Genomic DNA, 25,409 nt, shown 5'->3' with positions numbered 1-25,409 from the left:
GAACGCGGGGGACAGCCCGGGAACCGGCGGCTACTGTTCGAGTCCCATTGCGGGCCGTCGGGGCGGCCGGCTCCTGTTTCCCTTTTCCCGTTGGGGGTTTCCCGTGTCTTCCATCATGATGCGCATCGGCATCCTGTTCGCCGTCCTCGGCTTCGGCTCGCTCGTGCTCGAGCAGTTCGACATGGAGTTCCGGCTGCTGTCCTGGGCCAGCGACATGCAGCCGACCTTCGGCATCGGGCTGGGCGTCCTCGGCCTCGTGCTGATCGGCGGTTCGGTGGCGATCAGCCGCACGAAGTCCGCGCCGCAGCCGCAGCAGCAGTTCGCCCAGCAGCCGCCGGCACCCGGCCAGCAGTTCCCGGGCCAGCAGCAGTACCCGGCCCAGGCGCCGCAGCAGCAGTACCCGAACCAGCAGGGCTGACCCGCCTCAAGCGTCCCAATGTGGCCTTGGTTGCGTCTGACGCACCCAAGGCCGCCTTCGGTGCGTTGAATCAGCACTGCGGCGCGGAGCGCCTCCGTTGAGGGTGGTGGTGGGGGCATCGGTGGAGCACCGAAGGCCACATTGGGGCGCTTCGAGCGTGCGCCCGGTCACGCGGCGGGGATATTCGGAGGCCCGGTTCGTCACGCACGGCTATCCTTGGACCGAGCATGTCCACGTCATCCCCCTTCGAAGCGCTGCGTGCGCGCCTGCCCGAGCTGATGCCGCGCGACGAGCACCGGCTGCGCCGGCGGCTCGACGGTGCCCGCAAGGCTCGCCACCGCGATGCCGCCCTCGCGCAGATCGCCGCCGACGTCGAGAAGGCCGAGCTGCGGATCCAGTCGCGCCGCGAGAGCGTGCCCAAGATCGAGTACCCCGAAGAGCTGCCGGTCAGCAAGCTCAAGGACGAGATCGGCGCCGCGATCGAGAAGCACCAGGTCGTCATCGTCGCGGGGGAGACCGGCTCGGGCAAGACCACCCAGCTGCCGAAGATCTGCCTCGAGCTCGGCCGCGGCATCCGCGGCCAGATCGGCCACACCCAGCCCCGCCGGCTGGCCGCGCGCACGGTCGCCGACCGGATCGCGAGCGAACTCAAGACCGAGCTCGGCGACGCCGTCGGGTACAAGGTGCGGTTCACCGACCAGTCCGGGCAGGACACGCTGGTCAAGCTGATGACCGACGGCATCCTGCTGGCGGAGATCCAGACCGACCGCTCGCTGCGCCAGTACGACACGCTCATCATCGACGAGGCCCACGAGCGCAGCCTCAACATCGACTTCATCCTCGGCTACCTCAAGCAGCTGCTGCCGCGCCGGCCCGACCTCAAGGTCATCATCACCTCGGCGACCATCGACCCCGAGCGGTTCTCGAAGCACTTCGACGACGCGCCGATCGTCGAGGTCTCCGGCCGGACGTACCCGGTCGAGGTGCGCTACCGGCCGCTGGTCGACCCGGACGACCCCGAGGGCGACGACGAGCGCGACCAGACCCAGGGCATCCTCGAGGCCGTCGAGGAGCTGTGCGCCGAGGGCCCCGGCGACATCCTCGTGTTCCTCTCCGGCGAGCGCGAAATCCGCGACACCGCCGATGTGCTCAACCGCGCCAACCTGCGGGGCACCGAAGTCCTGCCGCTGTACGCGCGGCTGTCGGCGGCCGAGCAGCACCGCATCTTCCAGCCCCACACCGGACGCCGGGTGGTGCTCGCGACGAACGTCGCCGAGACGTCGCTGACCGTGCCGGGCATCAAGTACGTCGTCGACCCGGGCACCGCGCGGATCTCCCGCTACAGCCACCGCACCAAGGTGCAGCGGCTGCCGATCGAGCCCGTGTCGCAGGCGTCGGCGAACCAGCGCAAGGGCCGCTGCGGCCGGACGTCCGACGGCATCTGCATCCGGCTCTACTCCGAAGAGGACTTCGAGAGCCGGCCCGAGTTCACCGATCCGGAGATCCTGCGGACCAACCTGGCCTCGGTCATCCTGCAGATGACCTCGCTCGGCCTCGGCGACATCGCGGCGTTCCCGTTCGTCGAGCCGCCGGACCGCCGCCAGGTCACCGACGGCATCGGGCTGCTGCAGGAGCTCGGCGCGTTCTCGAGCACCGGGTCCGACCGCACCCTCACCGACATCGGCCGCAAGCTCGCGCAGCTGCCCGTCGACCCGCGGATGGGCCGGATGGTGCTGGAGGCGGCGAAGAACGGCTGCGTCCGCGAGGTCATGATCATCGCGGCCGCACTGTCCATCCAGGACCCGCGCGAGCGGCCGGCCGAGAAGCAGCAGGCTGCGGACCAGCAACACGCGCGCTTCGCCGACCCGACGTCGGACTTCCTCGCCTACCTCAACCTCTGGGAGTACGTCGCCGAGCAGCAGAAGGCGTTGTCCGGCAACCAGTTCCGGCGCATGTGCCGCACCGAGTACCTGAACTACCTGCGCCTGCGCGAATGGCAGGACATCTTCAGCCAGCTGCGTCAGCTGGCGAAACCCCTCGGCATCTCCCTGAACACGAACGCGTCCCCGGTGGACCCGCAGCGCGTGCACACGTCGCTGATCGCCGGCCTGCTGTCGCACATCGGGCTCAAGGACCCGGCGAAGGGCGACTACCTTGGTGCGCGCGGGGCCCGCTTCGGCATCTTTCCGGGGTCGGCGCTGTTCAAGAAGCAGCCGCGCTGGGTGATGTCGGCCGAACTGGTCGAGACGTCCCGGCTCTGGGCGCGGGTCAACGCGCGCATCGAGCCCGAGTGGGTCGAGCCGCTCGCGCAGCACGTCGTCAAGCGGAACTACTCCGAGCCGCACTGGGAACGCAAGCAGGGCGCGGTGATGGCGACCGAGCGGGTGACGCTGTACGGCGTCCCGCTGATCGCCGACCGGCGCGTCAACTACGGCCGGATCGACCCGGAGCTGTCGCGCGCGCTGTTCATCCGGCACGCGCTCGTCGAGGGTGACTGGCAGACGCGCCACCACTTCTTCGCCGAAAACCGCGCGCTGCTGGAAGAGGTCGAGGACCTCGAGAACCGGGCGCGGCGGCGCGACATCCTCGTCGACGACCAGACGCTGTACGAGTTCTACGACGCCCGCGTCCCGGCCGACGTCGTCTCGGTGCGCCACTTCGACACGTGGTGGAAGAAGGCGCGCCACGAGCAGCCGGACCTGCTCTCGTTCGAGAAGTCCATGCTCATCAACGAAACCGCGGGCGGCGTCCGCGAGGGCGACTACCCGGACTCGTGGACGCAGGGCACGCAGGTCTTCGCGCTGACCTACCAGTTCGAGCCGGGCGCGGATGCCGACGGCGTCACGGTGCACGTCCCGCTGCCGGTGCTGAACCAGGTGACGCCGGACGGCTTCGACTGGCAGGTGCCGGGTCTGCGCGCGGAACTGGTGACGCAGCTGATCAAGTCGCTGCCGAAGGCGTTGCGGCGCAACTTCGTCCCGGCGCCGGACACGGCCCGGGACGTCCTTTCGCGAGTGTCGCCTTCGGACGGTCCGCTGCTGGAGGTGCTCGGCCGCGAGCTGCGGGCGCTGCGCGGGGTCACGGTTCCCTATGCGGACTGGGACCTTTCTTCGGTGCCGGAGCACCTGAAGATGACGTTCCGGGTGGTCGACGAACGCGGCAAGCGCGTCGCCGAGGGCAAGGACATCGAGGAGCTGCAGCGCCGGCTGGCCCCGAAGGTCCGGGCGACGATTTCCAAGGCGGCCAACAGCATCGAGAAGGCCGGGCTGACGAAACCGGCGTTCGGCTCGCTGCCGCAGGTGTTCGAGTCGCGCCAGCGCGGCCACGACGTCAAGGCGTACCCGGCGTTGGTCGACGAAGGCGCGTCGGTCGCGGTGCGGTTGCTGGACACGCCGGGCCAGCAGGCACACGCGATGTGGGCGGGCACGCGGCGGATGCTGCGGCTGAACCTGAACTCGCCGATGAAGTTCATCACGCGGTCGCTGTCCAACTCCTCGAAGCTGGTGCTGAACCGCAACCCGCACGGCAGCGTCGCGGCGCTGCTGGAGGACTGCGTCGACTGCGCGGTGGACGCGCTGATGACGGCGGGCGGCGGCCCGGTGTTCGACGAGACCGGCTTCAAGGTGCTCCTGGAGAAGGTCCGGGCGGGCCTGCACCCGGAAGTCCTCGCCGTGCTGACGGACGTGGAGAAGATCCTCCGCGCGGCGAACGACGTCGAGGTGGCGCTGCCGTCGGCTCGTGGTCCCGCGGAGTCCCTGTCGGACATCCGCGCCCAGCTGACCGGCTTGGTGTACCCGGGTTTCGTCACGGCGACGGGTGCTTCGCGGCTGCGTCACGTGGTGCGGTACCTGCAGGGGATCTCGCGGCGGCTGGAGAAACTCCCGACCGAGCCGACGCGCGACCTGCAACGGACGGCGGACATCGCGTGGATCCAGGGCGAGTACGCCGATGCAGTGGCCTCCCTGCCGCCGGGGACGTCGTCGCCGGCGTTGAACGAGGTGCGGTGGATGATCGAGGAACTGCGGGTGTCGTTCTTCGCCCAGACGCTCGGCACCGCGCACCCGGTTTCGCTGAAGCGGATCACGAAGGCCATCGACGACGCGCTGGCCTAGAGGAAGACCCGGGCGACCTCCAGCCACTTGCGCGCGTCTTCGCCCACCGCCGTGAGGCCGGTTTCGGCCAGGGAGCGGCGCTGGGTGATCCGGAGGCAGAAGTCGAGCGCGCTGCCGCGGATCCGTTGCGCGGCGGTTTCCGGGCCCCACGCCCAGGGTTCGCCGCCGGGGCCGGTCAGTTCGACGCGGAACGGCTGCTCCGGGATCGGGAGCCCGGCCGCGTGGAACGACAGCGTCCGGCCCTCGACACCGAGGGAGGCGATGTGCCGCAGCCGGCCGGTCGGCCGGTGCGCCACGCCGAGCGTGTCGAAGACGTCCTGCCCGTGCGCCCACGTCTCCATCAGCCGCAGCGGCACCATCAGCGCCGGGGTCACGTCCGAACCGTGCCACGGGAACGCCTGGTCCAGCGGCCGATCGCGCAACGCCGCCGCCAGTTCGGCCCGGCCGGCACGCCAGCGCTCCAGCAGCTCCGCGCGCGGTTGCGCGGCTCCCGCGGCGGCCTCGGCGTCGGCGTCCGTCGACACCGCGGCGAAAGCTTCCGGCGTCCGGACGGCGACGAGCGCGTTCGCGTCGGCCGCGGCGAGGTGCGCGATCTGGTGGGCGATCGTCCAGCCCGCCGCCGGGGTCGGGCGGGTCCAGTCGGGCTCGCCCGCGACGAGGGCGTCGAGTTCCGCACCTTCCGCCACCAGGTCGGGCAGCGCGCGGTCGTGCTCCACCGAGGACAGGTCGAGGCCGTAGTCGATCATCGTGCCACGCTACCGAAAAAGCCGGATGTCCGGATTCGGACTTCCGTCGGTTGACCGGGGCCGGAGCGGGGTCAAGCCTGGATCGGCTGGAGCTCCTCTGGGAAAGGCTTTTCCGATGTCCTTGGGTGTTTCGTCTGCTAGGCGAAGAATCGTCGCCGCCTGTACCGCGCTTCTCCTGCCGCTCGCCGTCGTGCTCGCGCCGGCCGCGCACGCCGCCGGCGGCGGGGGATCGCCGCTGCCCGTGGATCCGCTGCACGGCAGGCACAAGATCGCCGCCGAGCCGCGGCACGACGTGCCCAACCCGCTGCTCAAGGAGCGGTTCGCCGAAGAGGAAGAGGAGGACGGCGACGACCCGGCGCTGTCCGCGCTCTGCCAGACCTACATCGGGAAGCCGAACCCCTACCGGCCGCTCGCGCCGAACACCGACGTCATCGACGGCGACACCATCGTGCCCACCGGCAGCCAGACCGGCTGCAGCACCGCCCAAAACGAGACGACCATCGCGGTCAACCCGGAGAACCCGCGTAACATCGTCGCCGGCTCGAACGACTACCGGCTCTACAACACCCGCGAGGCCCGCAACGACTCCGGCGGCTTCGCCTACACGTCGTTCGACGGCGGCCGCACGTGGGCGAACGTCCAGCTGCCGCACCTCGACTTCCCGACCGGCGCGCCCGCCCCACTGTCCTACATGGACGCGGCCGGTGACCCGGCGGTCGCGTTCGGACCGCACAACACGGTCTACTACGCCACGCTCCTGTTCAGCCGGGCGGCGGTCCCGGACGACCAGCAGCTCGCCAGCGGCATCGCCGTGTCGGTGTCCCACGACGGCGGCCGCAGCTTCGGGGACCCGGCGATCCTGCACCTCGACGGCGTCACGCCCGCGGGCACGCCGACCCCGACGAACATCTTCAACGACAAGGAGTGGATCGCCGCCGATCCCGTGACCGGCGACGTCTACGTCACCTGGACGCAGTTCACCTACGACGCTTCCGGCGCCTTCGTCGAATCGCCGATCGTGCTGTCGAAGTCGGGCGACTTCGGGCGGACGTGGTCGCCGATGCGCCGGATTTCGCCGTCGCTGACCGGGTTCCACGGCGGGATCACGCCGTACGGCAGCGGCTCGAATCCGGTCGTCACCCGCGACGGGACGCTCCAGGTCGCGTACGAGACGTCGGTGTGCGCGACGGCGGCGTGCGACCAGCCGGCCGACCACGACGCGGTGGTGGTGGCCACCTCCCGCGACGGCGGCCGGACGTTCCGGCACACCGAGGTGGCGCTCGACTTCGACTTCCCGGTCGACGAAGACGTCGCCAACAACGCGTTGACCGGCGAGAACTTCCGCGTCAACAGCTTCCCGCAGCTGACCTACGACCGCGTGACCGATCACCTGTGGGTGACCTGGGCGGACGACCGCAATGGCACCTACCGGGACGGCGAGTCGGTCAAGACGAACGGTGACGCGTTCCTGAGCGGCTCCGACGGCCGGCACGGCTGGTCGAAGCCGGTGAAGATCGGCACGGGCGCCGACGAGGTGTTCCCGGCGGTCGCGGCCCTGGCCGGCCGGGTCGCGGTCACGTTCTACACGCGCGCGTACGACCCGCACGGCATCGGGCTCGACTACGCGTACGCGACCGGCTGGGGCGACGGCATGGGCCCGCTGCGCCGGATCACGACCCAGACGGCGAACCCACAGGTCCAGTTCGTCGGAACGGGAGCGGAGACGGGCAAGGAGCTGCAGGGGGTGTTCATCGGCGACTACACGGCGGCGGCGGTGGGCACGGACTTCCGGCTGCACCCGTGCTGGACCGACTTCCGCGGCAACCCGGGCCGGACACTGCCGAACCAGGACGTGGGCACCCAGACGCTGGCGATGTTCCCGTAGGGGGCCGGGCCGTGCCGGGCGACCGGCACGGCCACCCCGCCGAGCCGCGCCGGCCACGGCCTGCCTCGCGACCGGCCCGGCTCACTTCGCGTCGGCGTAGGTGTCGACCACCGCGACCTGCATCGGGAACCGGACCGGGCATGCCGGGCCGAACAGCATTCTCGCCGCCTCCGTCACCGCCTCCGTGATGGCGGACGACACCTCCTCGGCCTGCGCGGCGGGCGTGTGCACGATGACCTCGTCGTGCTGGAAGAACACCAGGTGCGCCGGCCCCGGTAACCGGCGGCGCAACGTCGCCAGCATCACCGCCGTCATGTCGGCCGCGCTCGCCTGGACCACGAAGTTGCGCGTGAACCGGCCCCAGCCCCTCGATGCGCGGCGGGCCTTCAGCTCGCCTGCCTCGTCCGAAGCCAGCCCGCCCGTCAACGCCCGCCACGCCGCCGATGGTGCCGGTGACGTCCGGCCGAGGCGGGAGCGGACCCGCTCGCCGCGCTCGCCCGCCTGGGCCGCACGCTCCACATAGGACACCGCGTCCGGGAAGCGCTGGCGCAGCAATCCCAGCAGCGGGCCCGCTTCGCCGGACGTGCCGCCGTACATCGCCGACAGCATCGCGATCTTCGCGCGCGCCCGGTCGTCGCGGTCGTCGTCCGCCGCCGGGACCCAGCGGGCGCCCGAGAACAACGCCTCGCCCAGCCGCGCGTACAGATCCGTCGCCGCCGCGACGTCGGCCAGCCGACGGTCGCCCGACAGCGCCGTCAGCACCCGGGGCTCGAGCTGGGCCGCGTCCGCCACCACCAGCTTCCAGCCCGGGTCCGCGCGGACGCACGTGCGCAGCACCTTCGGGATCTGCAGTGCCCCGCCGCCGCGGCTGGCCCAGCGGCCGGACACCACGCCGCCGACGACGTAGTGCGGGCGGAACCGGCCGTCGTGCACCCACTCGTCGAGCCACGCCCAGCCGTTCGCCGCGTACAGCCGGGACAGCTCCTTGTACTCCAGCAACGGCCCGACCGCGGGGTGGTCGATCCCCTTCAGCAGGTACTTCCGCGCCGCCGGAACCTCGATGCCCGCCCTGGCCAGCGCCCGGACCACGCTCGGCGGCGAGTCCGGGTTGACCGGCCGCCCGCCGAACGCCTCGCTGATCTTCGCCGCCAGCTCGACCAGCACCTTCGGCCGCTCGCCGGGGCGGACCCGCGGCCCCAGCCGCGAGATCAGCAGCTCCTCGTGCAGGTCGGCGCGCCACGGCAGGCCGTCGGCCGACATCTCCGCCGCGGCCAGCGCGCTCGCCGACTCCGCCGCGAGCAGCAGCCGCAGCCGCTCCGGGTGCTCGGCCGCGGCCACCCGCCGCTCCTGTTCCGCCAGCACGCGCCGGACCGCCGTGACGACCGTCACGCCGTCGGGCAGCGTCGGTGCCCGGGTCTCGAACAGCGTCGGCTGCGCCAGCTCGACGGCCGCCGAGTCGGGTGGCGGTTCTTCGCCGTTCGCCCTGGCCCAGGCCGCGCGCAGGCTCTTCGACTGCCCGTCGGCGCCCTCGTACGCCAGCAGCAGCCCCTCGGCCAGCGCGAGGTCGTAGCAGCGGTCGACCCGCAGTCCGGCCGCCACGAGCACCGGGTACACGCCCTCGACCGACGGGAACACCCAGCGCGGCCGCAGCGACGCCTCCAGCTCCCGCGCCACCGCCGCGAAACCGGCCTCGTCCAGGCCGTTCGCCGTCGACGACGGCGAGTGCACGGTGAAGCTCCCGTCCTCCTCCCGCCCGGCGATCACCTGCACGAAGACATCATGACGGCCACCACCGACAAAACCGGGCCGTGCGCTCGCGGCGCGGTTGGTTTACTCTCCAGTAGCCCCCATACCGCCGGTACGCCCGCCGTCGGCATGGGCTCGTTCCCGCAGCAACGGAGGTGCCTGGATGAGCCTGGTCGAGCTCGCCACGCAGGTGGCGGACAAGGTGGCCGAGACGGCCCGCAGCGTCGACGTGATGCGGCGGGCGGGACTCGTTCCCTTCCCCCGGCTCGACGAGGGGGTCCGCTCACTGGTCGCGCTCCGGAAGTTCGGGCCGTTCGCCGGCGCGAACCACATCTCCGCGCGCCGCGACCCGACCGCCGTCGGCATCGTCGACGAGCTCGGCCCGCTGACCTACAAGCAGCTCGACGACCAGTCGAACGCGCTGGCCAGGGCCTGGTCCGAGCGCGGGATCCAGCCGGGCCAGGTCGTCGCCGCCCTCTGCCGCGACCACCGCGGCCTGGTGCTCACGATGGCCGCGTCGGGCAAGCTCGGCGTCCGCCTGCTGCTGATGAACACCGGGTTCGCGAAGCCGCAGCTGGCCGACGTCGCCAAGCGCGAAGGCGTCACCGCGCTGGTGTACGACCAGGAGTTCACCGGCCTGCTCGACGCCATCCCGGCCGGCGTCGACCGCTACCTGGCCTGGGTCGACCCGGACACCGACCTCACCGACCGCGACACCCCGGTGCTGTCGGAGATCATCGCCAGCACCGACGACCGGCCGTGGCCCGCGCCGGCCAAGCCGGGCGGTTTCGTGCTGCTGACCAGCGGCACCACCGGCACGCCGAAGGGCGCGCCGCGGCCGCACACCTCGGCGCTGGCCTCGGCGCAGTTCCTCGACCGGATCCCGCTGCGGTCCAACGAAGCCACCTACATGGGCGCGCCGCTGTTCCACGGCACCGGCCTCTCGCAGTTCATCCTGTCCTTCGCGCTCGGCTCGAAGGTCGTCATGCGCCGCAAGTTCACGCCGGAGGAGGCGCTGCGCGGCGTCGCCGAGCACAAGTGCACCGCGCTCGTGCTGGTGCCGACCATGCTGCAGCGGATCGTCGACCTGCCGAAGGACGTCCGGGAGAAGTACGACACGTCGTCGCTGCGGATCATCTTCGTCGCGGGCTCCGCGCTGTCGCCGGACCTGGGCAACCGCGCGAACGAGGCGTTCGGCCCGGTCGTGCACAACCTCTACGGCTCGACCGAGGTCGCGGTGGCGACGGTCGCGACGCCGGAAGACTGGGCCAAGGCGCCGGGCACGGTCGGCCGCGCGCCGGTCGGCTGCAAGGTCGCGCTCTACGACGAAAAGGGCACCAAGATCACCGAGCCGAACGTCACCGGCCGGGTGTTCGTGGGCAGCGGCCTGAGCTTCGGCGGCTACACCGACGGCCGCCACAAGGAGATCATCGACGGCCTGCTCTCCAGCGGCGACGTCGGCCACTTCGACGAAGACGGCCTGCTCTTCATCGACGGCCGCGACGACGAGATGATCGTCTCCGGCGGCGAGAACGTGTTCCCGATCGAGGTGGAGAACCTCCTGGTCGAGCGCGAGGACGTGGTGGAGGCGGCGGTGATCGGCGTCGAGGACCCGGAGTTCGGCCAGCGGCTGAAGGCCTTCGTCGTGCGTACGGAGGACTCGAAGCTGGACGTCGACGGCGTCCGGGAGTACGTCAAGGCGAACCTGGCGCGGTACAAGGTGCCCCGCGACGTCGAGTTCCTGGACGAGCTGCCCCGCAACGCGACCGGAAAGGTGCTGCGGAACAAGCTGCTGTGACAACCGAGGCTCCGCCTCGGGCCGGGGGCTTCGCCACCCGGACCCCCGAAAAGCGCTGTCATGACCCGCGCTGGACGTTGACGATCAGCCAGCGTCCCTCCCGCACGGCCGCCACGACGGTGCACCCGGTGCCGTCGCGGTGTCCCGTAGCCACGCCGACCGACGGGGTCACCCGCAGGTGCGTCCAGCGGAACGCGCCCGCGGGCGCCCGGCCGGGCCAGGTGTCCCGGTCGAGCACGCGCCCCTCCGGGCCGTCGCCGCGGAAGTCGGCGGCCAGGAGCGGCCGCCAGACACCCGCGTCGCCGCGCGCCTCGGCGTCGCGCCAGCGGGTCAGCAGCTCTTCGAACGTCTCCACTCCCGAAAGGTCGCAGCCGCGGGTTGCCGCAACATCGGCCACCTGGCCGAGATCCGCTGGCAGACTGGCCGGGCCATGACCGAGACGAAACTCCTCCCCGCCGGTACGGTCACGATCCTGTGTGCCGGCGACGCGCCCCCGGCCGTCTTCGCGACGCCCGGGGAAGCCCTCGCGACCCTGACCGGCGAGCCTGCCGCCCTGCACACCGGCGACGCGCTGGTCCGCGACGACGGCACGCCCACCGGCCCCGCCGTCCGGCGCTGCGAACAGCTGCGCGAACTGGCCGACGGCCGGACGCTGGTTTCGGCGTCCGCGGCCGCGGCGCTCGAGGGGGTGACGCTGCACGACCTCGGCGTCCACCGGCTGCCCGACCTCACCGCGCCGGAGCGGATCTTCCAGCTCGGCGGGACGCCCGCGCCGCTGCGGTCGCTCGACGCCGTCCCGAACAACCTCCCGCTGCAGCTGACCGGGTTCGTCGGCCGCGCGGCCGAGACCACCGAGGTCCGCGGCCGGCTGGCCGGCGGCAGGCTCGTCACGCTCGCCGGACCGGGCGGCAGCGGCAAGACCCGGCTCGCCGCGCAGGTCGCGGCCGCGGCGGCCCGGCAGTGGCCCGACGGCGTCCGGTGGGTCGAGCTCGACGCCGTCACCGGCCGCGAAGAGGTCGCCGAGCTGGTCGCCGCGACCCTCGGCGTGCCGGTCGAGCCGCACGCCGGTGCCGCCCGCTCGATCGCGACCGACCTGCGCGACCGGCGCGTCCTGCTCTGCCTCGACAACTGCGAACAGGCCCTCGACGGCGTCGCGGACCTCGCCGTCGAACTGCTCCGGTCCTGCCCCGAGGTCGCCCTGCTGGCGACCACCCGCGAACCACTCGGCGTGCCGGGGGAGACGGTGTGGCGGCTGCCGCCGCTGGCCGTCGAGGAGGCGGTGGCGCTGTTCGTCGAACGGGCGGGCGCGGTCCGGCCACTGTTCACTTTGGACACCTCCAGCGCGGCCGCCGTCCGGTCGGTGTGCACCCGGCTCGACGGCATCCCGCTGGCCGTCGAGCTCGCCGCCGCGTGGCTCGGAACCCTTACCCCGCACCAGATCGACGCCGGCCTCGACGACCGCTTCGCCCTCCTCACCCGCGGCCCGCGCGGGGTGCCGGCGCGGCAGCAGACCCTCGCGGCGTCGATCGCGTGGAGCCACGACCAGCTCGACGACGAAGACCGCGCGGTGTTCCGCCGGCTCGCCGTCTTCGCCGGCGGGTTCACGTTGGCCGCGGCGGGCGGCCCGGCCGCGCTCGGCAGGCTCGTCGACAAGTCCTTGGTGGTGGCCGAAAACGGCCGCTACCGCATGCTGGAGACCATTCGCGAGTACGCGGCGGCCCGGCTGGCCGAGGCGGGGGAGACCGAGGAGGTCCGCGACCGCCACCTCGACCACTTCCTCGCCCTCGCCGAGGCCGCCGAACCCGACCTCGACCGCGACAAGGACGCGTGGCGCGCGCGGATGGAACCCGAGCGCGACAACCTGCGCGCGGCCCTGGAATGGGGGCTGGCACGGGAAGATCCCACGCGCGGCCGCCGGCTCGCGGCCGCCGTCGCGTGGCTGTGGAACCTGCGCGGGCGTGGCCACGAGGGGCTGGCGTACCTGAAGCGCGCGGTCGCCCGGTGCCCGGACGAGCGGTCGACGCTGCAGGCCCGGCTGCTCACCGGGATGGGCCTGGTCGCGGACACGACGGCGCCGTTCGACCTCGAAGCCGCGCGGCTGGGCCTGGAGATCGCCACCGAACTCGGCGAAGCGGGCCTGCGCGCGCGGTGCCTGGCGCTGACCGCGCTCGGGCACCTCTACACGGACTTCGACGCCGCTTGGGCCGTCGCCCTCGAGGCCGAGCAGGCCGCGGGCACGGACGGCTTCGCCCGCGACAGCGCGTTGATGCTGCGGGGGATCGTCCTGCACGCGCGGGACCGGCACGACGAAGCCGGGCCGTTGCTCGCCGAAGCGGCCGAAGGGCTGCTTCGCCGCGGCGATCGCGGCCTCGCGTCGACGGTCCTCAGTGCCCAGTCGGCGAGCGCGCTCGCGGCGGCGGACCTGCCGCGGGCGCGGGAACTGGCCGAGCGGGCCGTCGAGGTCGCCGCGCCGCTCGGGGACTTCCACCGCGTCAACACGACGTTGTGCCGGCTGGCGATGGTGCACTGCCTGGCCGGCGAGGTCGACGCCGGCTTCCGCGTGATGGAGCCGTTCCTGCGGCTCCTCGAGACCGCCGGCGACGTCTTCGTGCCCGGCATGGCCGGGGTGATGGGCGAGCTGCACCGGCGTCGCGGTTCTCTCGAGGAGGCCGAGCGGTGGTTCGCCCGCGAGGCCGTCCCCGGGACGTACATGGCCTCGCAGGGGCTGGCCGAGCGCGGGGCGGTGCTGCGCGCGCTGGGCCGGACGGCGGAGGCCGAGGGGGTGGTGGCCACCGCCGTCGACCTGACCCGGCGGTGGGGCCTGCCGTCGGCGCTGGCCGCCGCGCTGGACGAGCAGGGGTACCTGGCGGCGCCGGAGCAGGCCGCCGAGCTGCACCACGAGGCCTTGACGCTGCGCCTCGACCACGGCCTCCGCCTGGGCGTCCTCGACAGCCTGGACGCGCTGACGACGCTGCTGGCCCGCACCGGCCGCGAGGCCGACGCGGCGCGGGTGTTCGTCTCGTGTTCTCGCGCACGGGCGGAACTGGGCTTCCCTCGCCGGCCGGCCGAGCAGGAGACGTTGCAGGCGCTCACGACCGAGGACGAGCCGATGAGCCTCGACGACGTGGTGGCGTTCGTCCGCCGGACCCGCGGCGCGCGCGGCCGCCCGTCGAGCGGGTGGGGCAGCTTGACGCCGACCGAGCTGGAGGTCGTGAAGCTCGCGGCCGAGGGGTGCACGAACCCGGAGATCGGCGCGAAGCTGTTCATGAGCCGCGGAACGGTGAAGACGCACCTCGCGCACGTGTACGCCAAGCTGGGCATCGCCAATCGCACGGAGCTGGCGACCGTCGCGGCCGCCCACCTTGCGTGAGGCTCAGTCCCAGTCGATGCCGAAGACGCCCGGTCCGAAGTCCAGCGCCACCGCGTGCACGCCGTCGCCGCCGTCGAGCTTGAGGGGGCGGCGGGTGTTCGTCGTGCCGTTGCGGGCGTACTGCCAGCAGCGGTCCGGGGCCGTGCCCGGGGCGAACCGGACCTCCAGCAGGTACTCGCGCACCGGACGGCGGAACTCGCGGTAGTACGTGTTGCGGCACTCCGGGTACGGCGGCCCGCCGTTGGTCAGCGTGTACTCGATCAGGTGCGTCTCGCCCCGGTCGATCGGCCGGTCGAACACCAGCTCGGCGACGATCAGCCCGTGCGCGACGTCGACCTCGGCGCGCCCGATGCGGCAGTTGCGCACCGCGTGCAGGTCCGGCGGGCCCGCCGCCGGGTCGTCCTGGGTGTACACCAGCAGCCAGCGGTCCTGGCCGTCCGCGCCCGCCTGGAACACCGCCCGCGCGGTGACCGCGCGCTGGCCGCCGTCCGCGGCGATCTCGCACAGGTCGTGCAGCCCCACCAGCTTCAGCGGGTGCTGGCGCTCCAGCGCGTCCGGTGCGCCGACCTTGTCCAGCAGCGGCTGGAGGACCTCGCGGGGGAACGTCATCGGCTCGCCGCCGGCGTGGCGCTTTCCCGCGCCGCCGCGGGGGCGGGGCGGGGGCAGCAGCCCGAGCAGGGACCCGGCGGGCACGTCGAGGATTTCTTCCAGCGTGCGCACGGCCGACAGCGAGCTCTGCCGCTCCGGCTGGCGCTTGCCGGACTGCCAGTAGCTGAGGGCGGTGACGCTGACGACGACACCGCGGGCGCGCAGCCGCGCCTGGATCCGGTCGAGGGACAGGCCGCTCGTCGCGATGGCCGCGCGCAGGTGGGTGGCGAACGCGGTGCGCTCACCCTGCTGACCGCCCGCCGTGCTGCCCGCCATGGCCGACCCGCCCCGTAACGTCCCCCGACGATCCCCGACACGGTGCACGTTAGCAGTGCCCGCCACCCCCGTGGCCGGGGCGGGCGGCGGCCGGGAGCCGCGCCGCCACTCGGGCGAACGGGCTAGTACTGGCAACTGTGAACCATTGCCCCGGCCTGGGCGGACGCGCTTGTATGACTTGCCCGCGCCGGTGGCTCCGCCTCCCCCTCACGGCCCATCCGCGTGCGGGCCGCAGCCGTGGACGAACGGCTCCGGCTCACCCGGCCGCGTTGTGCGACCGGCCGGGGTGGCCGCGCGATGACCGGTGGCCCGGCGACGCCCCCAGCGCCGGGCCACCGGTCTTGTTACCAACGGGTAGGCTCCGGGGCATGACGGTCCGGAAGAACATCCTGATCACCGGCGCTAGCAGCGGGTTGGGCGAGGGCATGGCCCGCCAGTTCGCGGCGAAGGGGCGCAACCTGGCGTTGTGCGCGCGCCGCACCGACCGGCTCGAGAAGCTGGCGGGCGAACTGACCGCGGCGCACCCCGGGATCACGGTCGTCACGCGCAAGCTCGACGTCACCGACCACGAAAGCGTGTTCACCGTCTTCGAGGAGTTCCGCGCCGAGCTGGGGTCCCTCGACCGGGTGATCGTGAACGCCGGGCTCGGCAAGGGGCAGCCGATCGGCAAGGGCCGCTTCGACGCCAACCGGCAGACCCTCGAGGTCAACTTCGTCGCGGCCGCCGCCCAGATCGAAGCCGCCGCCGGGATCTTCCGCGAGCAGGGCGCCGGGCACCTCGCCGTCGTCTCCTCGTTCAGCGCGATCCGCGGCCTGCCGGGCAACCTCACCGCGTACGCCGCTTCGAAGGCCGGCATCTCCGCGTTCGTCGACGGCACCCGCCTGGAGCTCGGCCGCAAGGGCATCACCGTCACCGACGTCCGGCCCGGCTACATCGAGTCGGAGATGAACGACCGGATCGGCCGGAACCCCTTGCTGGCCAAGGCCGAGAGCGGAGCCCGCGCACTGGTCAAGGCCATCGAGGCCGAACCGCGCCGCGCCTACGTCCCGGCGTGGCCGTGGGTGCCGCTGAGCGTCGCCATGCGCGTCGCGCCCGTCTCCGTCCTGCGGAAGTTCGCATGACCACCATCGAGGTCCGCGAGGAGGACGCCTTCGACGCCGCCGCGGTGCACGCCTGGCTGGCCGCGCGCGTCGAGGGCCTCGGCGCCGAGCCACCGCGCGTCCGGCAGTTCCCCGGCGGCGCGTCGAACCTGACGTACCTGCTGACCTACGCGGACCGCGAGCTGATCCTGCGCCGCCCGCCGGCCGGGCACAAGGCGGCGTCGGCGCACGACATGCGGCGCGAGTACCGCGTGCAGCACGCGCTGAGGCCGGTGTTCCCGTACGTGCCGCGGATGCTGGCGTTCGGCGACGACGAGAGCGTGCTCGGCGGCGACTTCTACGTCATGGAGAAGCTGGACGGCCTGATCCTGCGCGGTGACCTGCCCGACGGGCTCGACCTGAGCCCGGACCAGGCCCGCGAGCTGTCCGGCAAGGTCGTCGACCGGCTGGTGGACCTGCACGCCGTCGACGTCGAAGCCGCCGGGCTGGGCGACCTGGGCAAGGGCGCGGGGTACGTCGAGCGGCAGATCCGCGGCTGGTCCGACCGGTACGTCGCGGCGCGCACGGACAACGTCGGCGACTTCGCCGAGGTCCGCGCGTGGCTGGCGGCGAACCAGCCGGCCGAGGTGAAGATCTGCCTGATCCACAACGACTACCGGCTCGACAACCTGGTCTTGGACGGCCCGTCGACGCTCAACATCACCGGCGTCCTCGACTGGGAGATGGCCACGCTCGGCGACCCGCTGATGGAGCTGGGCAGCATGCTCGCCTACTGGGTGCAGGCCGATGACGACGACGTCATGAAGGCGAGCCGCCGCCAGCCGACGCACCTGCCGGGGATGTTCACGCGCGAGGAGTTCGTCGCGCGGTACGCGGAGAAGACCGGGCTGGCGATCGGGGACTGGCGGTTCTACGAGGTCTACGGCCTGTTCCGGCTCGCGGCGGTGCTGCAGCAGCTGTACCGGCGCTACCACGACGGCGCCACCCGCAACCCGGCGTTCAAGGACTTCTGGCAGTTCGTCGGGTACCTCGACTGGCGGTGCCGCGAAACCATCGCGAAGGGAAGTGCCTGAGTGGGCGCGATCTACCTGGTCCGGCACGGGCAAGCGTCCTTCGGCGCGTCCGACTACGACGCGCTCTCGCCGCGCGGGTTCGAGCAGTCCACTGTGGTCGGTGCGGAACTGCTGCGGCGCAACGTCTCCTTCAGCCGGATCCGATCGGGGACGCTCGCGCGGCAGCGGGACACCGCGGCGACGGCGCTGAAGGTCCTCGGTACCGACGTCCCGGTGGTCGAGGACGCGCGCTGGAACGAGTACGACCACGTGGACATCGCGCTGCACCACGCCGGCGGCGCCCCGCAGGAGGATTCCCGGGCGTACCAAGGGGTGCTGGATGCGGCGCTGACGGCGTGGACGTCGGCGGGCGCGGAGGGGCCGTGCGCCGAGACGTGGCCGGCGTTCCTCGCCCGCTGCCGGGCCGCTCTGGAGGACCTGGTGGCGTCGCTGGGCAAGGGCGAGCACGCGGTCGTGTTCACCTCCGGCGGCGTGATCGCCACGATCTGCGGGCTGCTGATGGGCACGCCGGAAGCCGGGCTGCTGAAGCTCAACCGCGTCACGGTCAACGGCGGCATCACGAAGCTGGTGTCCGGCCGCGGCGGCGTGACCCTGTTGTCGTTCAACGAGCACCCGCACTTCGAGGCCGACGCGGCTTCGCTGCTCACCTACCGGTAGGAGGCACCCGATGCGGTTCGGCGAGGTCACGGTCATCCCGGTGGACGGGCACGGCCCGGAGGACGTCGTGGTCGACGGCGAAGGCCGGATCTACACCGGCGTCGACGACGGCCGGATCCTGCGCGTGTCGCCCGACGGGCGGCACATCGACGTCATCGCCGACACCGGCGGGCGCCCGCTGGGGCTGGAGCTGTACGGCGAGGACGAGCTGCTGGTCTGCGACGCGCGGGCCGGGCTCCTGGCGGTCCCGCTGTCGGGCGGTACCCCGTCGGTCCTGGCGACTTCGGCGCTGGGGCTGGACTTCGTGTTCTGCAACAACGCGGCGGTGGCGGGCGACGGGACGATCTACTTCACGGACTCCTCGCGCCGGTTCGGCATCGACAACTGGCGCGACGACCTGATCGAGCAGACCGGCGGCGGCCGGTTGCTGCGCAGGTCCCCGGACGGGTCCATCGACCTGCTGCTGGACGGCCTGCAGTTCGCGAACGGCGTGGCGCTGGCCCCGGACGAGTCGTTCGTGGCGGTCGCGGAGACGGGCGCGTTCGGCGTGTCCCGGGTCCGCCTTTCGGACGGTCACGTGGACGCGCTGGTCGAGAACCTGTGGGGCTTCCCGGACAACATCGCGACGGGCTCGGACGGGCTGATCTGGATCACGCAGGCTTCCCCGCGCGTGGCGGCGCTGGACGTGGTCCGCCGCCTGCCGGCGTTCTTGCGGGCGGGCGTCCGGGCGTTGCCGACGTCGTTGCAGCCTCGGCCGGGTCGCGAGGTGGGCGTTCTCGGCGTGACGGCCGACGGCGAGGTGGAGCGGGAGTTCCGCGGGGAGATCGACGGGTTCCACATGCTCGTCGGGGTCCGCGAGTGGCAGGGGAAGCTGTACTTCGGCTCCCTCGAAGAGAACGCGATCGCGGTGACGGCCCGCTAGCGGCCGGTCCAGCGGGGTTCGCGGCCCGCGGTCCACGCCGCGTAGAACTCCTTGTGGTCCTTCGCCGTCATCAACAGCGCCTGGGTCATCGCCTCCAGCTCGATCGCGCTGCCCAGGTCCATGTCCAGCTCGCGGGTCAGCAGCACCTTCGTCGTCGAGTACGCCAATGCCGGGCCGTCGGCCAGGCGGCGGGCCAACGCCGACGCCGTCGAAGCCAGTGAAGCGTCCGGCACCACTTGGGAAGCCAAGCCGATTTCGGAAGCGCGCGCGGCCGTGATCTTGTCTCCCAGCATCAGCAGTTCCGTGGCGCGACCCAATCCCACGAGCCGCGGCAGCAGGTACGCCGAGCCCATGTCCGCCCCCGCCAAGCCCACCTTCGTGAACAGGAACGCGAACTTCGCCGACTCCGCCAGCAGCCGGAAGTCGCTGGCCAGCGCGATCACCGAGCCCGCGCCCGCCGCCACGCCGTTGACCGCCGCGATCACCGGGAGCGGGCACTCGCGCAGCGCCTTCACCACCGCGCCCGTCATGCGCGTGAACTCCAGCAGCTGCGCCGTGTCGAACTTCTGCAGCTCGCCGATGATCTCCTCGACGTCGCCGCCGGAGCAGAACCCGCGGCCCTGCCCGGTGATCACCAGCACCCGCACGTCCTCGTGCTGCGGCAGTTCCAGCACCAGGTCCCGCAGGTCGGCGTAGACGTCGAACGTCAGCGCGTTCAGCTTGTCCGGCCGGGTGAACGTCACCGTGGCGACGCCGTCGTCCACAGTGAACTCGAAGTGCTCCCACTCCTTCGTCAGCGGTGCGGTCGCGCGGAACGGGCTCATGACTGGATTCCTCCGCCGTCGAGTACGAGGGTCTGGCCGTTGATCGCGGCGGCCTCCGGGGCCGCCAGGAAGGCGACGGCGAACGCCACCTCCGAAGGTTCCAGCAGCCGGCCGAGCGGGGACGCCGCCGCCAGCGCCGACTCGGCGTCGTCGACGGAACGGCCGGTGCGCTCCCGGATCCGCGCCACCGAGGAAGCCGTCATGTCGGTACGGACGAACGCCGGGCAGACCGCGTTCGCCGTGACGCCGGTGCCGGCCAGCTCCGCCGCGACCGCCCGCATCAGGCCGGTCGCCGCGTGCTTCGACGCCGTGTACCCGGCCGTGTAGCGGTAGCCGACGTGCGACGCCGTCGATGCCACCGTGACGATCCGGCCGCTGTCCCGGGAGCGCATCCCCGGCAGGACCGCCCGCGTGCACAGGAAAGCGCCGGTCGCGTTCACCTCGATCTGGGAGTGCCAGTCGGCGAGCGAAGTCTTCGAAAGCGGTGCGCTGGAGGAAATCCCGGCGTTGTTCACCAGCACGTCCACCGGTCCGGCCGAAGCGAAGTACGCCGCGACGGCGTCCTCGTCTGTCACATCGCAGTCGGCCCGGCCGGGCGCGAGCACCGTGTCGCCCGCTTCAGCGAACCGGGCCGCGATCGCCGCGCCGATCCCGCGGGTGCCGCCGGTGACGACGACCAGCCGGCTCACGACCGGCCCGCCAAGGCGCGGCGGTCGAGCTTTCCGTTGGCGGTACGGGGAAGTTCCGTCATGAACACCACTTCGCGGGGGTACTTGTGCTTGGCCAGGTGGGCTTTCGCGTGGTCCTTCAGCTCGTCGGCGGACGCGGTCGCGCCGGACCGCAGCACGACGTACGCGCGCGGCACGACCAGGCCGTCGACCTCCTGGCCGACGACCGCGCAGTCCACGACCGCGGGGTGGCCGAGCAGGCAGTCCTCGATCTCGCCCGGCGCCACGAACACGCCGCCGACCTTCAGCAGCGCGTCGGCGCGCCCGTGGTGGCGGAAGAAGCCGTCGGACCGGCTGAAGAGGTCGCCCGACGTCAGCGTGTCGCCGTCGAACGTCTTCGCGGACTTCTCCGCGTCGCCGTGGTACTCCAGCGCGATCGTCGGCCCGGTGACCCGCAGCGGCCCGATTTCCCCGTCCGGCAACGGGTTCCCGAGCTCGTCGACGACCTCGGCGGTGTAGCCGGGAACGGGCGTGCCGAGCGTCCCGATCCGCGCCTGCCCCGGCCGGTTCGACAGGTAGATGTGATACGCCTCCGACGAGCCGATCCCGTCGACCACCGGCACCCCGAAGGCCGCGTCCCACTTCCGGTGCAGCTCCGAGGGCAGTGCCTCGCCGGCGGACGTCGTGATCCGCAGGCAGCTCAGGTCCTGCTCGGCCGCGGCCGGGTGCGCGACCATCGCGCTCATCATGGTGGGCACGTTGACCAGCACCGTCGGCCGGTAGCGGGCGATCAGCCCGAACATCAGATCCGCGGTGCTGCGCTCGGGGAACGCGATCCCCGCCGCGCCGACGCCGAACGGGAACAGCGCCACCAGATCGCGCGCGTAGCCGAAGAACAGCTTGGGCACGGCGAGGATCCGGTCGTCCTCCCGCAGTCCCAGCACCTGCACCGCGTACCGCTCGAAGCTCTCGATGGGACTGCGCAACGGATGCACGCACGCCTTGGGCGCGCCGGTGCTGCCGGTGGTGAACTTCCAGATGCCGATGTCGTCGCGAGTGGTCGGCGCGGCTTCCAGGGTGTCCGGTGCGGCGTCCACCAGGGACCGGAAGGGACGCTCGCCCAGCCGCAGCTCGCTTTCGGGTACGCCGGTGACCAGCAGGTTCCGCGCGCCTGCTGCACGCAACGCGGGCAGCGTGACGGCGTCGGCGATCACCGCGACGGCCTCGGTGTAGCCGAGGTAGTACGCGTAGTCCTTGGGCTGCAGGAACGGGTAGACCTCGGCGGTCACCGCGCCGATCTTCTGCGCGCCGTACCAGGTCGCGACGAACTCGTCGCCGTCGCTCAACGCCAGCAGCACGCGCTGTCCTTTTCGGACACCCGCGTCGAGCAGCACGTTGCCGGCGCGGTTGGCCAGCCGCGCCAGCTCGGCGTACGAAGCCGACCGATCGCCGACGAACAGCGCGGTCCGGTCGCCGCGGCCGGCAGCCACGTGCCGGTCGAGGAAGTACGTGGCGAGGTTGAACGGCTCACTCACGGGCCAGCTCCCGGATCGCTTCCACCAGCAGGTCGGTCAACGTCGAGAAGGTCTCTTCCCCTTCGGCCGCGGTCGCCTCGGCGGGCGCGCCGCAGTACGCGTCGGACATGCCCATCGCGAGGAAGCCGCCATCGGAAGGAGCCGAAGCCAAGCTGATGGGCACGTGCGGCAGCGTCCGCATCAGCGGCTGGTCGACCAGCTCGGGCCGGTCGGCGAGCACGAGCGACGTCTCGTAGCGCCCCGCGTGGCACTCGCCGGACTTGAACTCCTCGGTCAGCCGCTGCGCGTGCCGCCGCCGGACCAGGTCGAGCAGCGCGACGCGACCGTCGTAGGCGAAGTTCAGCGTCTCCACCGCGCGCCGCAGCGTGACCAGGTGCGCGGGCTCGAAGTGGTTGTTCACCAGCAGGATCCGGCGCAGGCGCTGCCCGATCAGCGCGGACCCGATGTCGACGAGCAGCGAGTGCAGCGTCTCCTCGCCGATGTGGACGCCGCCGGCGAACCCGGCCGCGAACCGCGTCACGCCGTAGGGCACCTCGGGCAGCACCAGGACGTGGACGTCCTCGTCGGCGGCCAGCCGGTCGGCCGCGCGCTCGCACATCCCGCGCGAGATCAGCGGGTCGGTGCCCAGCGGCGCGTGCGGCCCGTGTGGCTCGACCGCGCCCAGCGGGAGCAGCAGCACCGGCACGCGGTCGCCGTCCACCAGCGAAGCGACCTGCGGCGAGCTGAGGTCCGCGAAGTACGTCACGCAAATCAAGCTACACCGCAGCGGCCTGAGGTGTATAGAGTTGCGTTCATGTCCGGAGACGCCTTCGACACCAGCCCCCAGGAGCTGGTCGTGACGCTGCTGGGCAGCTACGTGCACCCGCGCGAGACCCGGCGGGTGTGGTCGGGCGGCCTGGTCGCGGTGCTCGCCGAGCTGGGCTTCTCCGACGGCGCGGCCCGCATCGCGCTGACCCGCCTCGTGCGCCGCGGCCTGCTCCAGCGCCACCGCGAGGGCCGCACCGTGCACTACTCGCTGACCCGCCGCACGATCGCCCTGCTCGCCGACGGCGACCACCGGATCTTCTCCCTCGGCCGCCGCGAGCGCGCCGCCGGCGAGTGGACCGTGCTCTGGCAGAGCATCCCGGAGAGCCGCCGCCAGGCCAGGGAGCGCCTGGTCCGGCGGCTGCGGTTCCTCGGCTTCGGGCCGTATCAGGACGGCACCTGGATCGCCCCGCACGACCGCGAGGCCGAGGTCGTCGCCCTGCTCGGCGAACTGGACGTCACCGAGCACGCCGGCCTGCTGCTCGGCCGCCCGTCGGCCGCGCTGGACGTGCGCCGCTTCGCCGGCCGGGCCTGGGACCTCGACGACCTCGCCGCGCGCTACACGGCGTTCGTCGAGCAGTTCGGCGGGTACCCGGGCCAGGAGATCCCGGACGCCGAGGCGTTCGAGGTGCACGCACGCCTGGTGCACACCTTCCGGGCGTTCCCGTCGCTCGACCCGGAACTGCCCGACGGCCTGGTGCCCGCACCGGATCGCCGGGCGGCCGCGGTCGAGTTGTTCCACGATCTGTACACCGCGCTGGCTCCGGCCGCTCAGCGCCATTTCGACGAGGTGACCAAGGGATGACCGAACCCAGCCAAGCAACGCAGGAAGCCCTGAGCTACACGTCGTACCTGGCGCTGGACGAAGTGCTGAACGCGCAGCGGACGCGTTCGGACGAACACGACGAGCTGCTGTTCATCGTGATCCACCAGGTGTACGAGCTGTGGTTCAAGCAGATCCTGCACGAAGCCGAGTTCCTCCAGCGGAACCTCGTCGCGGGCAACACCGCCCACTCGATCCGCGTCCTGCGGCGGATCCTGACGATCCTCAAGGTCGCCGTCGCGCAGATCGACGTGCTGGAAACCATGACCCCCAGCCAGTTCACGAGCTTCCGCGCCCGTTTGGACGCTTCGTCCGGCTTCCAGTCGGCCCAGTTCCGCGAGCTGGAAGCCGTGCTGGGCCGTCGCGACGAGCGCGTGTTCGCGCACTACCCCGAAGGCGGCGAGCAGCGGAAACGCATTGCCGACGCGATGGCGCGACCGTCCTTGTTCGACTCTTTTCTCGCGTACCTCAAGGCTTCTGGCTATTCCGTGGACTGTGACCGAGACGTCACTCGACCGGTGGAGCCCTCCCCGGCCCTGCAGGCGATATTGCTGGACGTGTACAGCGACGACGGCGGACCGTCGGTCGTCGCGGAATGTCTGGTGGATCTCGACGAAGGGATGCAGGAGTGGCGCTACCGGCACGTGAAGATGGTCGAACGCACCATCGGCGACAAGACCGGGACGGGAGGATCATCCGGCGCGACCTACCTGCGTACCACGCTCTTCCAGCCGATGTTCCCGGATCTCTGGGCCGTACGGAGCCGACTGTGACCACTTTGGACGACCTGCGCGCTGACGACAACGCGCTCGCCCCGCACTACTCCCGTTTCGGCGTCGCCGAGCGCCTGCTGCTGTCCGGGCACTCGCACCAGGCGTGGCCGGACGTCGCGGAGGAGGGCCTGCGGGAGTCCTTCGCGGACGCCGCCCGCGACGTCGACGAGAAGTGGGACCGCGCGTTCGCGAAGGCCGACGAGCTGCGCGCGGGTTTCCGCCTGCTGCTCGGCGACCCGCACGGCGAGTACGCGCTGGGCGCGAGCACGCACGACCTCGTGCTGCGGTTCCTCTCGGCGATGGAGCTGCCGCGAAGACCGCGCCTGGTCACCACCGACGGCGAGTTCCACACCCTGCGCCGGCAGCTCGCCCGGCTCGAAGAGGAGGGCGTCGAGGTCGTGCGCGTGCCGCTCGACCCGGTGCCCACGCTCGCCGAGCGCGTCGCGGCCGAAGTGAACGACGACACCGCCGCCGTGCTGGTCTCGGCGGTGCTCTTCGAGACGTCGAGGCTGGTCCCCGGGCTGGCGCACCTCGCCGACTCGTGCCGCGGCCGGTCGATCGAGCTGGTCGTCGACGCCTACCACGCGCTCGGCGTGGTGCCGTTCGCGCTGCACGACCTCGGGCTCACCAACGCCTGGGTGCTCGGCGGCGGGTACAAGTACCTGCAGCTCGGCGAGGGCAACTGCTTCCTGCGGCTGCCCGCGCACGCTCAGGAGCTGCGCCCGGTGATCACCGGCTGGTACGCCGAGTTCGGCGCGCTCGCCGACGAGCGCCACCCGGGCCAGGTCGCCTACGCGACCGGCGGCGACCGGTTCGCCGGCGCGACCTACGACCCGGCCAGCCACTACCGCGGCGTCCGGGTCCAGCGGTTCTTCGCCGAGCAGGGCCTCACGCCGGAGTTCCTGCGCGAGGTGTCCCGCCACCAGGTGGGCCTGCTCGCGTCGGTGTTCGACTCGCTCGGGTTGCCCGAGGACGTCGTCACGCGGGATCGCGAGACGCCGCTGGACCGGATCGGCGGGTTCCTCTCGCTGCGCTGCGCCGACGCGGCCGGGCTGCAGGCGGCGCTGGCCGCCGAGGGCGTCCGCACCGACAGCCGGGGGCCGTACCTGCGCTTTGGACCGGCGCCGTACCTGTCGGACGTCCAGCTCGAAAAGGCGATGCGCACCCTCGGCAAGGTGATCACGGGCTGATTACCGGTCCGTATCGCGGGACCTCCACTGGTCTGGCGATC

At 72.2% G+C, this 25,409-nt stretch carries 20 protein-coding genes; 12 read left to right on the top strand and 8 right to left on the bottom strand.

All coding sequences use genetic code 11. From position 1 onward, the window contains the following. Positions 1-103: 103 nt before the first annotated feature. Both AB0J40_RS39775 and hrpA read left to right on the top strand, forming a co-directional pair. Positions 104-418, top strand: a complete 315-nt coding sequence (locus tag AB0J40_RS39775; RefSeq protein WP_364464413.1) for a hypothetical protein — start codon at positions 104-106, stop codon at positions 416-418. 227 nt (positions 419-645) lie between these two features. Beyond that, a complete protein-coding gene (gene hrpA / locus AB0J40_RS39770; RefSeq protein WP_364464411.1) occupies positions 646-4,530 on the top strand; it encodes an ATP-dependent RNA helicase HrpA in 3,885 nt (1,294 codons plus the stop codon). On the opposite strand, the gene AB0J40_RS39765 is transcribed toward hrpA, so the two are convergent. Further along, on the bottom strand, positions 4,527-5,276 hold the full coding sequence (locus tag AB0J40_RS39765; protein WP_364464410.1) for a TIGR03084 family metal-binding protein: 750 nt from the start codon (positions 5,274-5,276) through the stop codon (positions 4,527-4,529). The genes hrpA and AB0J40_RS39765 overlap by 4 nt on opposite strands. Positions 5,277-5,391: 115 nt before the next feature. On the opposite strand from AB0J40_RS39765, the gene AB0J40_RS39760 reads away from it, so the two are divergent. Further along, positions 5,392-7,161, top strand: coding sequence for a sialidase family protein (locus tag AB0J40_RS39760; protein ID WP_364464408.1), 1,770 nt, complete (start codon positions 5,392-5,394; stop codon positions 7,159-7,161). Positions 7,162-7,242: 81 nt separating this feature from the next. On the opposite strand, the gene AB0J40_RS39755 is transcribed toward AB0J40_RS39760, so the two are convergent. Next, positions 7,243-8,931 carry a bifunctional 3'-5' exonuclease/DNA polymerase gene (locus tag AB0J40_RS39755; protein WP_364464406.1) on the bottom strand — a complete coding sequence of 563 codons (1,689 nt, stop codon included), beginning with the start codon at positions 8,929-8,931 and terminating at the stop codon, positions 7,243-7,245. A gap of 139 nt (positions 8,932-9,070) precedes the next feature. Between AB0J40_RS39755 and AB0J40_RS39750 the strand changes: the two genes are divergently transcribed. Further along, the gene (locus AB0J40_RS39750; RefSeq protein ID WP_364464404.1) at positions 9,071-10,705 is read left to right on the top strand and encodes an acyl-CoA synthetase; all 1,635 of its coding nucleotides are present in this window, start codon (positions 9,071-9,073) and stop codon (positions 10,703-10,705) included. A 58-nt stretch (positions 10,706-10,763) separates the two neighbouring features. Here AB0J40_RS39750 and AB0J40_RS39745 read toward each other — a convergent pair whose 3' ends face one another. After that, positions 10,764-11,060 (bottom strand): nuclear transport factor 2 family protein, encoded by a 297-nt coding sequence (locus AB0J40_RS39745; protein WP_364464402.1) that lies wholly within the window; start codon positions 11,058-11,060, stop codon positions 10,764-10,766. Between the two features lie 75 nt (positions 11,061-11,135). Here AB0J40_RS39745 and AB0J40_RS39740 point away from each other — a divergent pair, with 75 nt between their 5' ends. Next, positions 11,136-14,075 (top strand): LuxR C-terminal-related transcriptional regulator, encoded by a 2,940-nt coding sequence (locus AB0J40_RS39740; RefSeq protein WP_364464400.1) that lies wholly within the window; start codon positions 11,136-11,138, stop codon positions 14,073-14,075. Positions 14,076-14,078: 3 nt separating this feature from the next. Here the strand turns inward: AB0J40_RS39740 and AB0J40_RS39735 are convergent, their stop codons facing one another. Beyond that, the gene (locus AB0J40_RS39735; RefSeq protein WP_364464398.1) at positions 14,079-14,999 is read right to left on the bottom strand and encodes a hypothetical protein; all 921 of its coding nucleotides are present in this window, start codon (positions 14,997-14,999) and stop codon (positions 14,079-14,081) included. A gap of 368 nt (positions 15,000-15,367) precedes the next feature. Here AB0J40_RS39735 and AB0J40_RS39730 point away from each other — a divergent pair, with 368 nt between their 5' ends. The 4 genes from AB0J40_RS39730 to AB0J40_RS39715 are packed head-to-tail and all read left to right on the top strand — an operon-like array spanning position 15,368 to position 18,751. After that, a complete protein-coding gene (locus tag AB0J40_RS39730) occupies positions 15,368-16,120 on the top strand; it encodes an SDR family oxidoreductase (RefSeq protein ID WP_364464396.1) in 753 nt (250 codons plus the stop codon). Beyond that, positions 16,117-17,172, top strand: coding sequence for a phosphotransferase family protein (locus AB0J40_RS39725; RefSeq protein ID WP_364464393.1), 1,056 nt, complete (start codon positions 16,117-16,119; stop codon positions 17,170-17,172). Before AB0J40_RS39730 ends, AB0J40_RS39725 begins: the two co-directional genes overlap by 4 nt. Next, a complete protein-coding gene (locus tag AB0J40_RS39720; protein WP_364464390.1) occupies positions 17,173-17,829 on the top strand; it encodes a histidine phosphatase family protein in 657 nt (218 codons plus the stop codon). 10 nt (positions 17,830-17,839) lie between these two features. Next, positions 17,840-18,751, top strand: coding sequence for an SMP-30/gluconolactonase/LRE family protein (locus tag AB0J40_RS39715; RefSeq protein WP_364464387.1), 912 nt, complete (start codon positions 17,840-17,842; stop codon positions 18,749-18,751). On the opposite strand, the gene AB0J40_RS39710 is transcribed toward AB0J40_RS39715, so the two are convergent. From AB0J40_RS39710 to AB0J40_RS39695, 4 genes are read right to left on the bottom strand one after another with little or no spacing between them, the layout of a single operon-like run. Then, on the bottom strand, positions 18,748-19,575 hold the full coding sequence (locus AB0J40_RS39710; protein ID WP_364464384.1) for an enoyl-CoA hydratase family protein: 828 nt from the start codon (positions 19,573-19,575) through the stop codon (positions 18,748-18,750). The two genes, AB0J40_RS39715 and AB0J40_RS39710, sit on opposite strands and share 4 nt — an antisense overlap. Further along, positions 19,572-20,264, bottom strand: a complete 693-nt coding sequence (locus AB0J40_RS39705) for an SDR family oxidoreductase (protein WP_364464381.1) — start codon at positions 20,262-20,264, stop codon at positions 19,572-19,574. The genes AB0J40_RS39710 and AB0J40_RS39705 overlap by 4 nt, the downstream gene beginning before the upstream one ends. Beyond that, positions 20,261-21,778, bottom strand: coding sequence for a benzoate-CoA ligase family protein (locus tag AB0J40_RS39700; RefSeq protein WP_364464378.1), 1,518 nt, complete (start codon positions 21,776-21,778; stop codon positions 20,261-20,263). Before AB0J40_RS39700 ends, AB0J40_RS39705 begins: the two co-directional genes overlap by 4 nt. Then, a complete protein-coding gene (locus AB0J40_RS39695) occupies positions 21,771-22,523 on the bottom strand; it encodes a creatininase family protein (RefSeq protein WP_364464375.1) in 753 nt (250 codons plus the stop codon). The genes AB0J40_RS39700 and AB0J40_RS39695 overlap by 8 nt, the downstream gene beginning before the upstream one ends. Before the next feature lie 48 nt (positions 22,524-22,571). On the opposite strand from AB0J40_RS39695, the gene AB0J40_RS39690 reads away from it, so the two are divergent. The 3 genes from AB0J40_RS39690 to AB0J40_RS39680 are packed head-to-tail and all read left to right on the top strand — an operon-like array spanning position 22,572 to position 25,368. After that, the gene (locus tag AB0J40_RS39690; protein WP_364464372.1) at positions 22,572-23,387 is read left to right on the top strand and encodes a PaaX family transcriptional regulator C-terminal domain-containing protein; all 816 of its coding nucleotides are present in this window, start codon (positions 22,572-22,574) and stop codon (positions 23,385-23,387) included. Further along, positions 23,384-24,178 (top strand): tryptophan 2,3-dioxygenase family protein, encoded by a 795-nt coding sequence (locus tag AB0J40_RS39685; protein WP_364464369.1) that lies wholly within the window; start codon positions 23,384-23,386, stop codon positions 24,176-24,178. Before AB0J40_RS39690 ends, AB0J40_RS39685 begins: the two co-directional genes overlap by 4 nt. Next, complete coding sequence (locus AB0J40_RS39680; RefSeq protein ID WP_364464366.1) at positions 24,175-25,368, top strand: kynureninase; 1,194 nt, start codon at positions 24,175-24,177, stop codon at positions 25,366-25,368. The genes AB0J40_RS39685 and AB0J40_RS39680 overlap by 4 nt, the downstream gene beginning before the upstream one ends. The last annotated feature ends 41 nt before the right edge of the window (positions 25,369-25,409 follow it).

The sequence above is a fragment of the Amycolatopsis sp. NPDC049691 genome (assembly GCF_040675005.1).
In the GTDB taxonomy this organism is placed as follows: Bacteria; Actinomycetota; Actinomycetes; order Mycobacteriales; family Pseudonocardiaceae; genus Amycolatopsis.
Note: the sequence above shows the minus strand (reverse complement) of the source record. Positions and strands in the feature narration are given on the sequence as shown.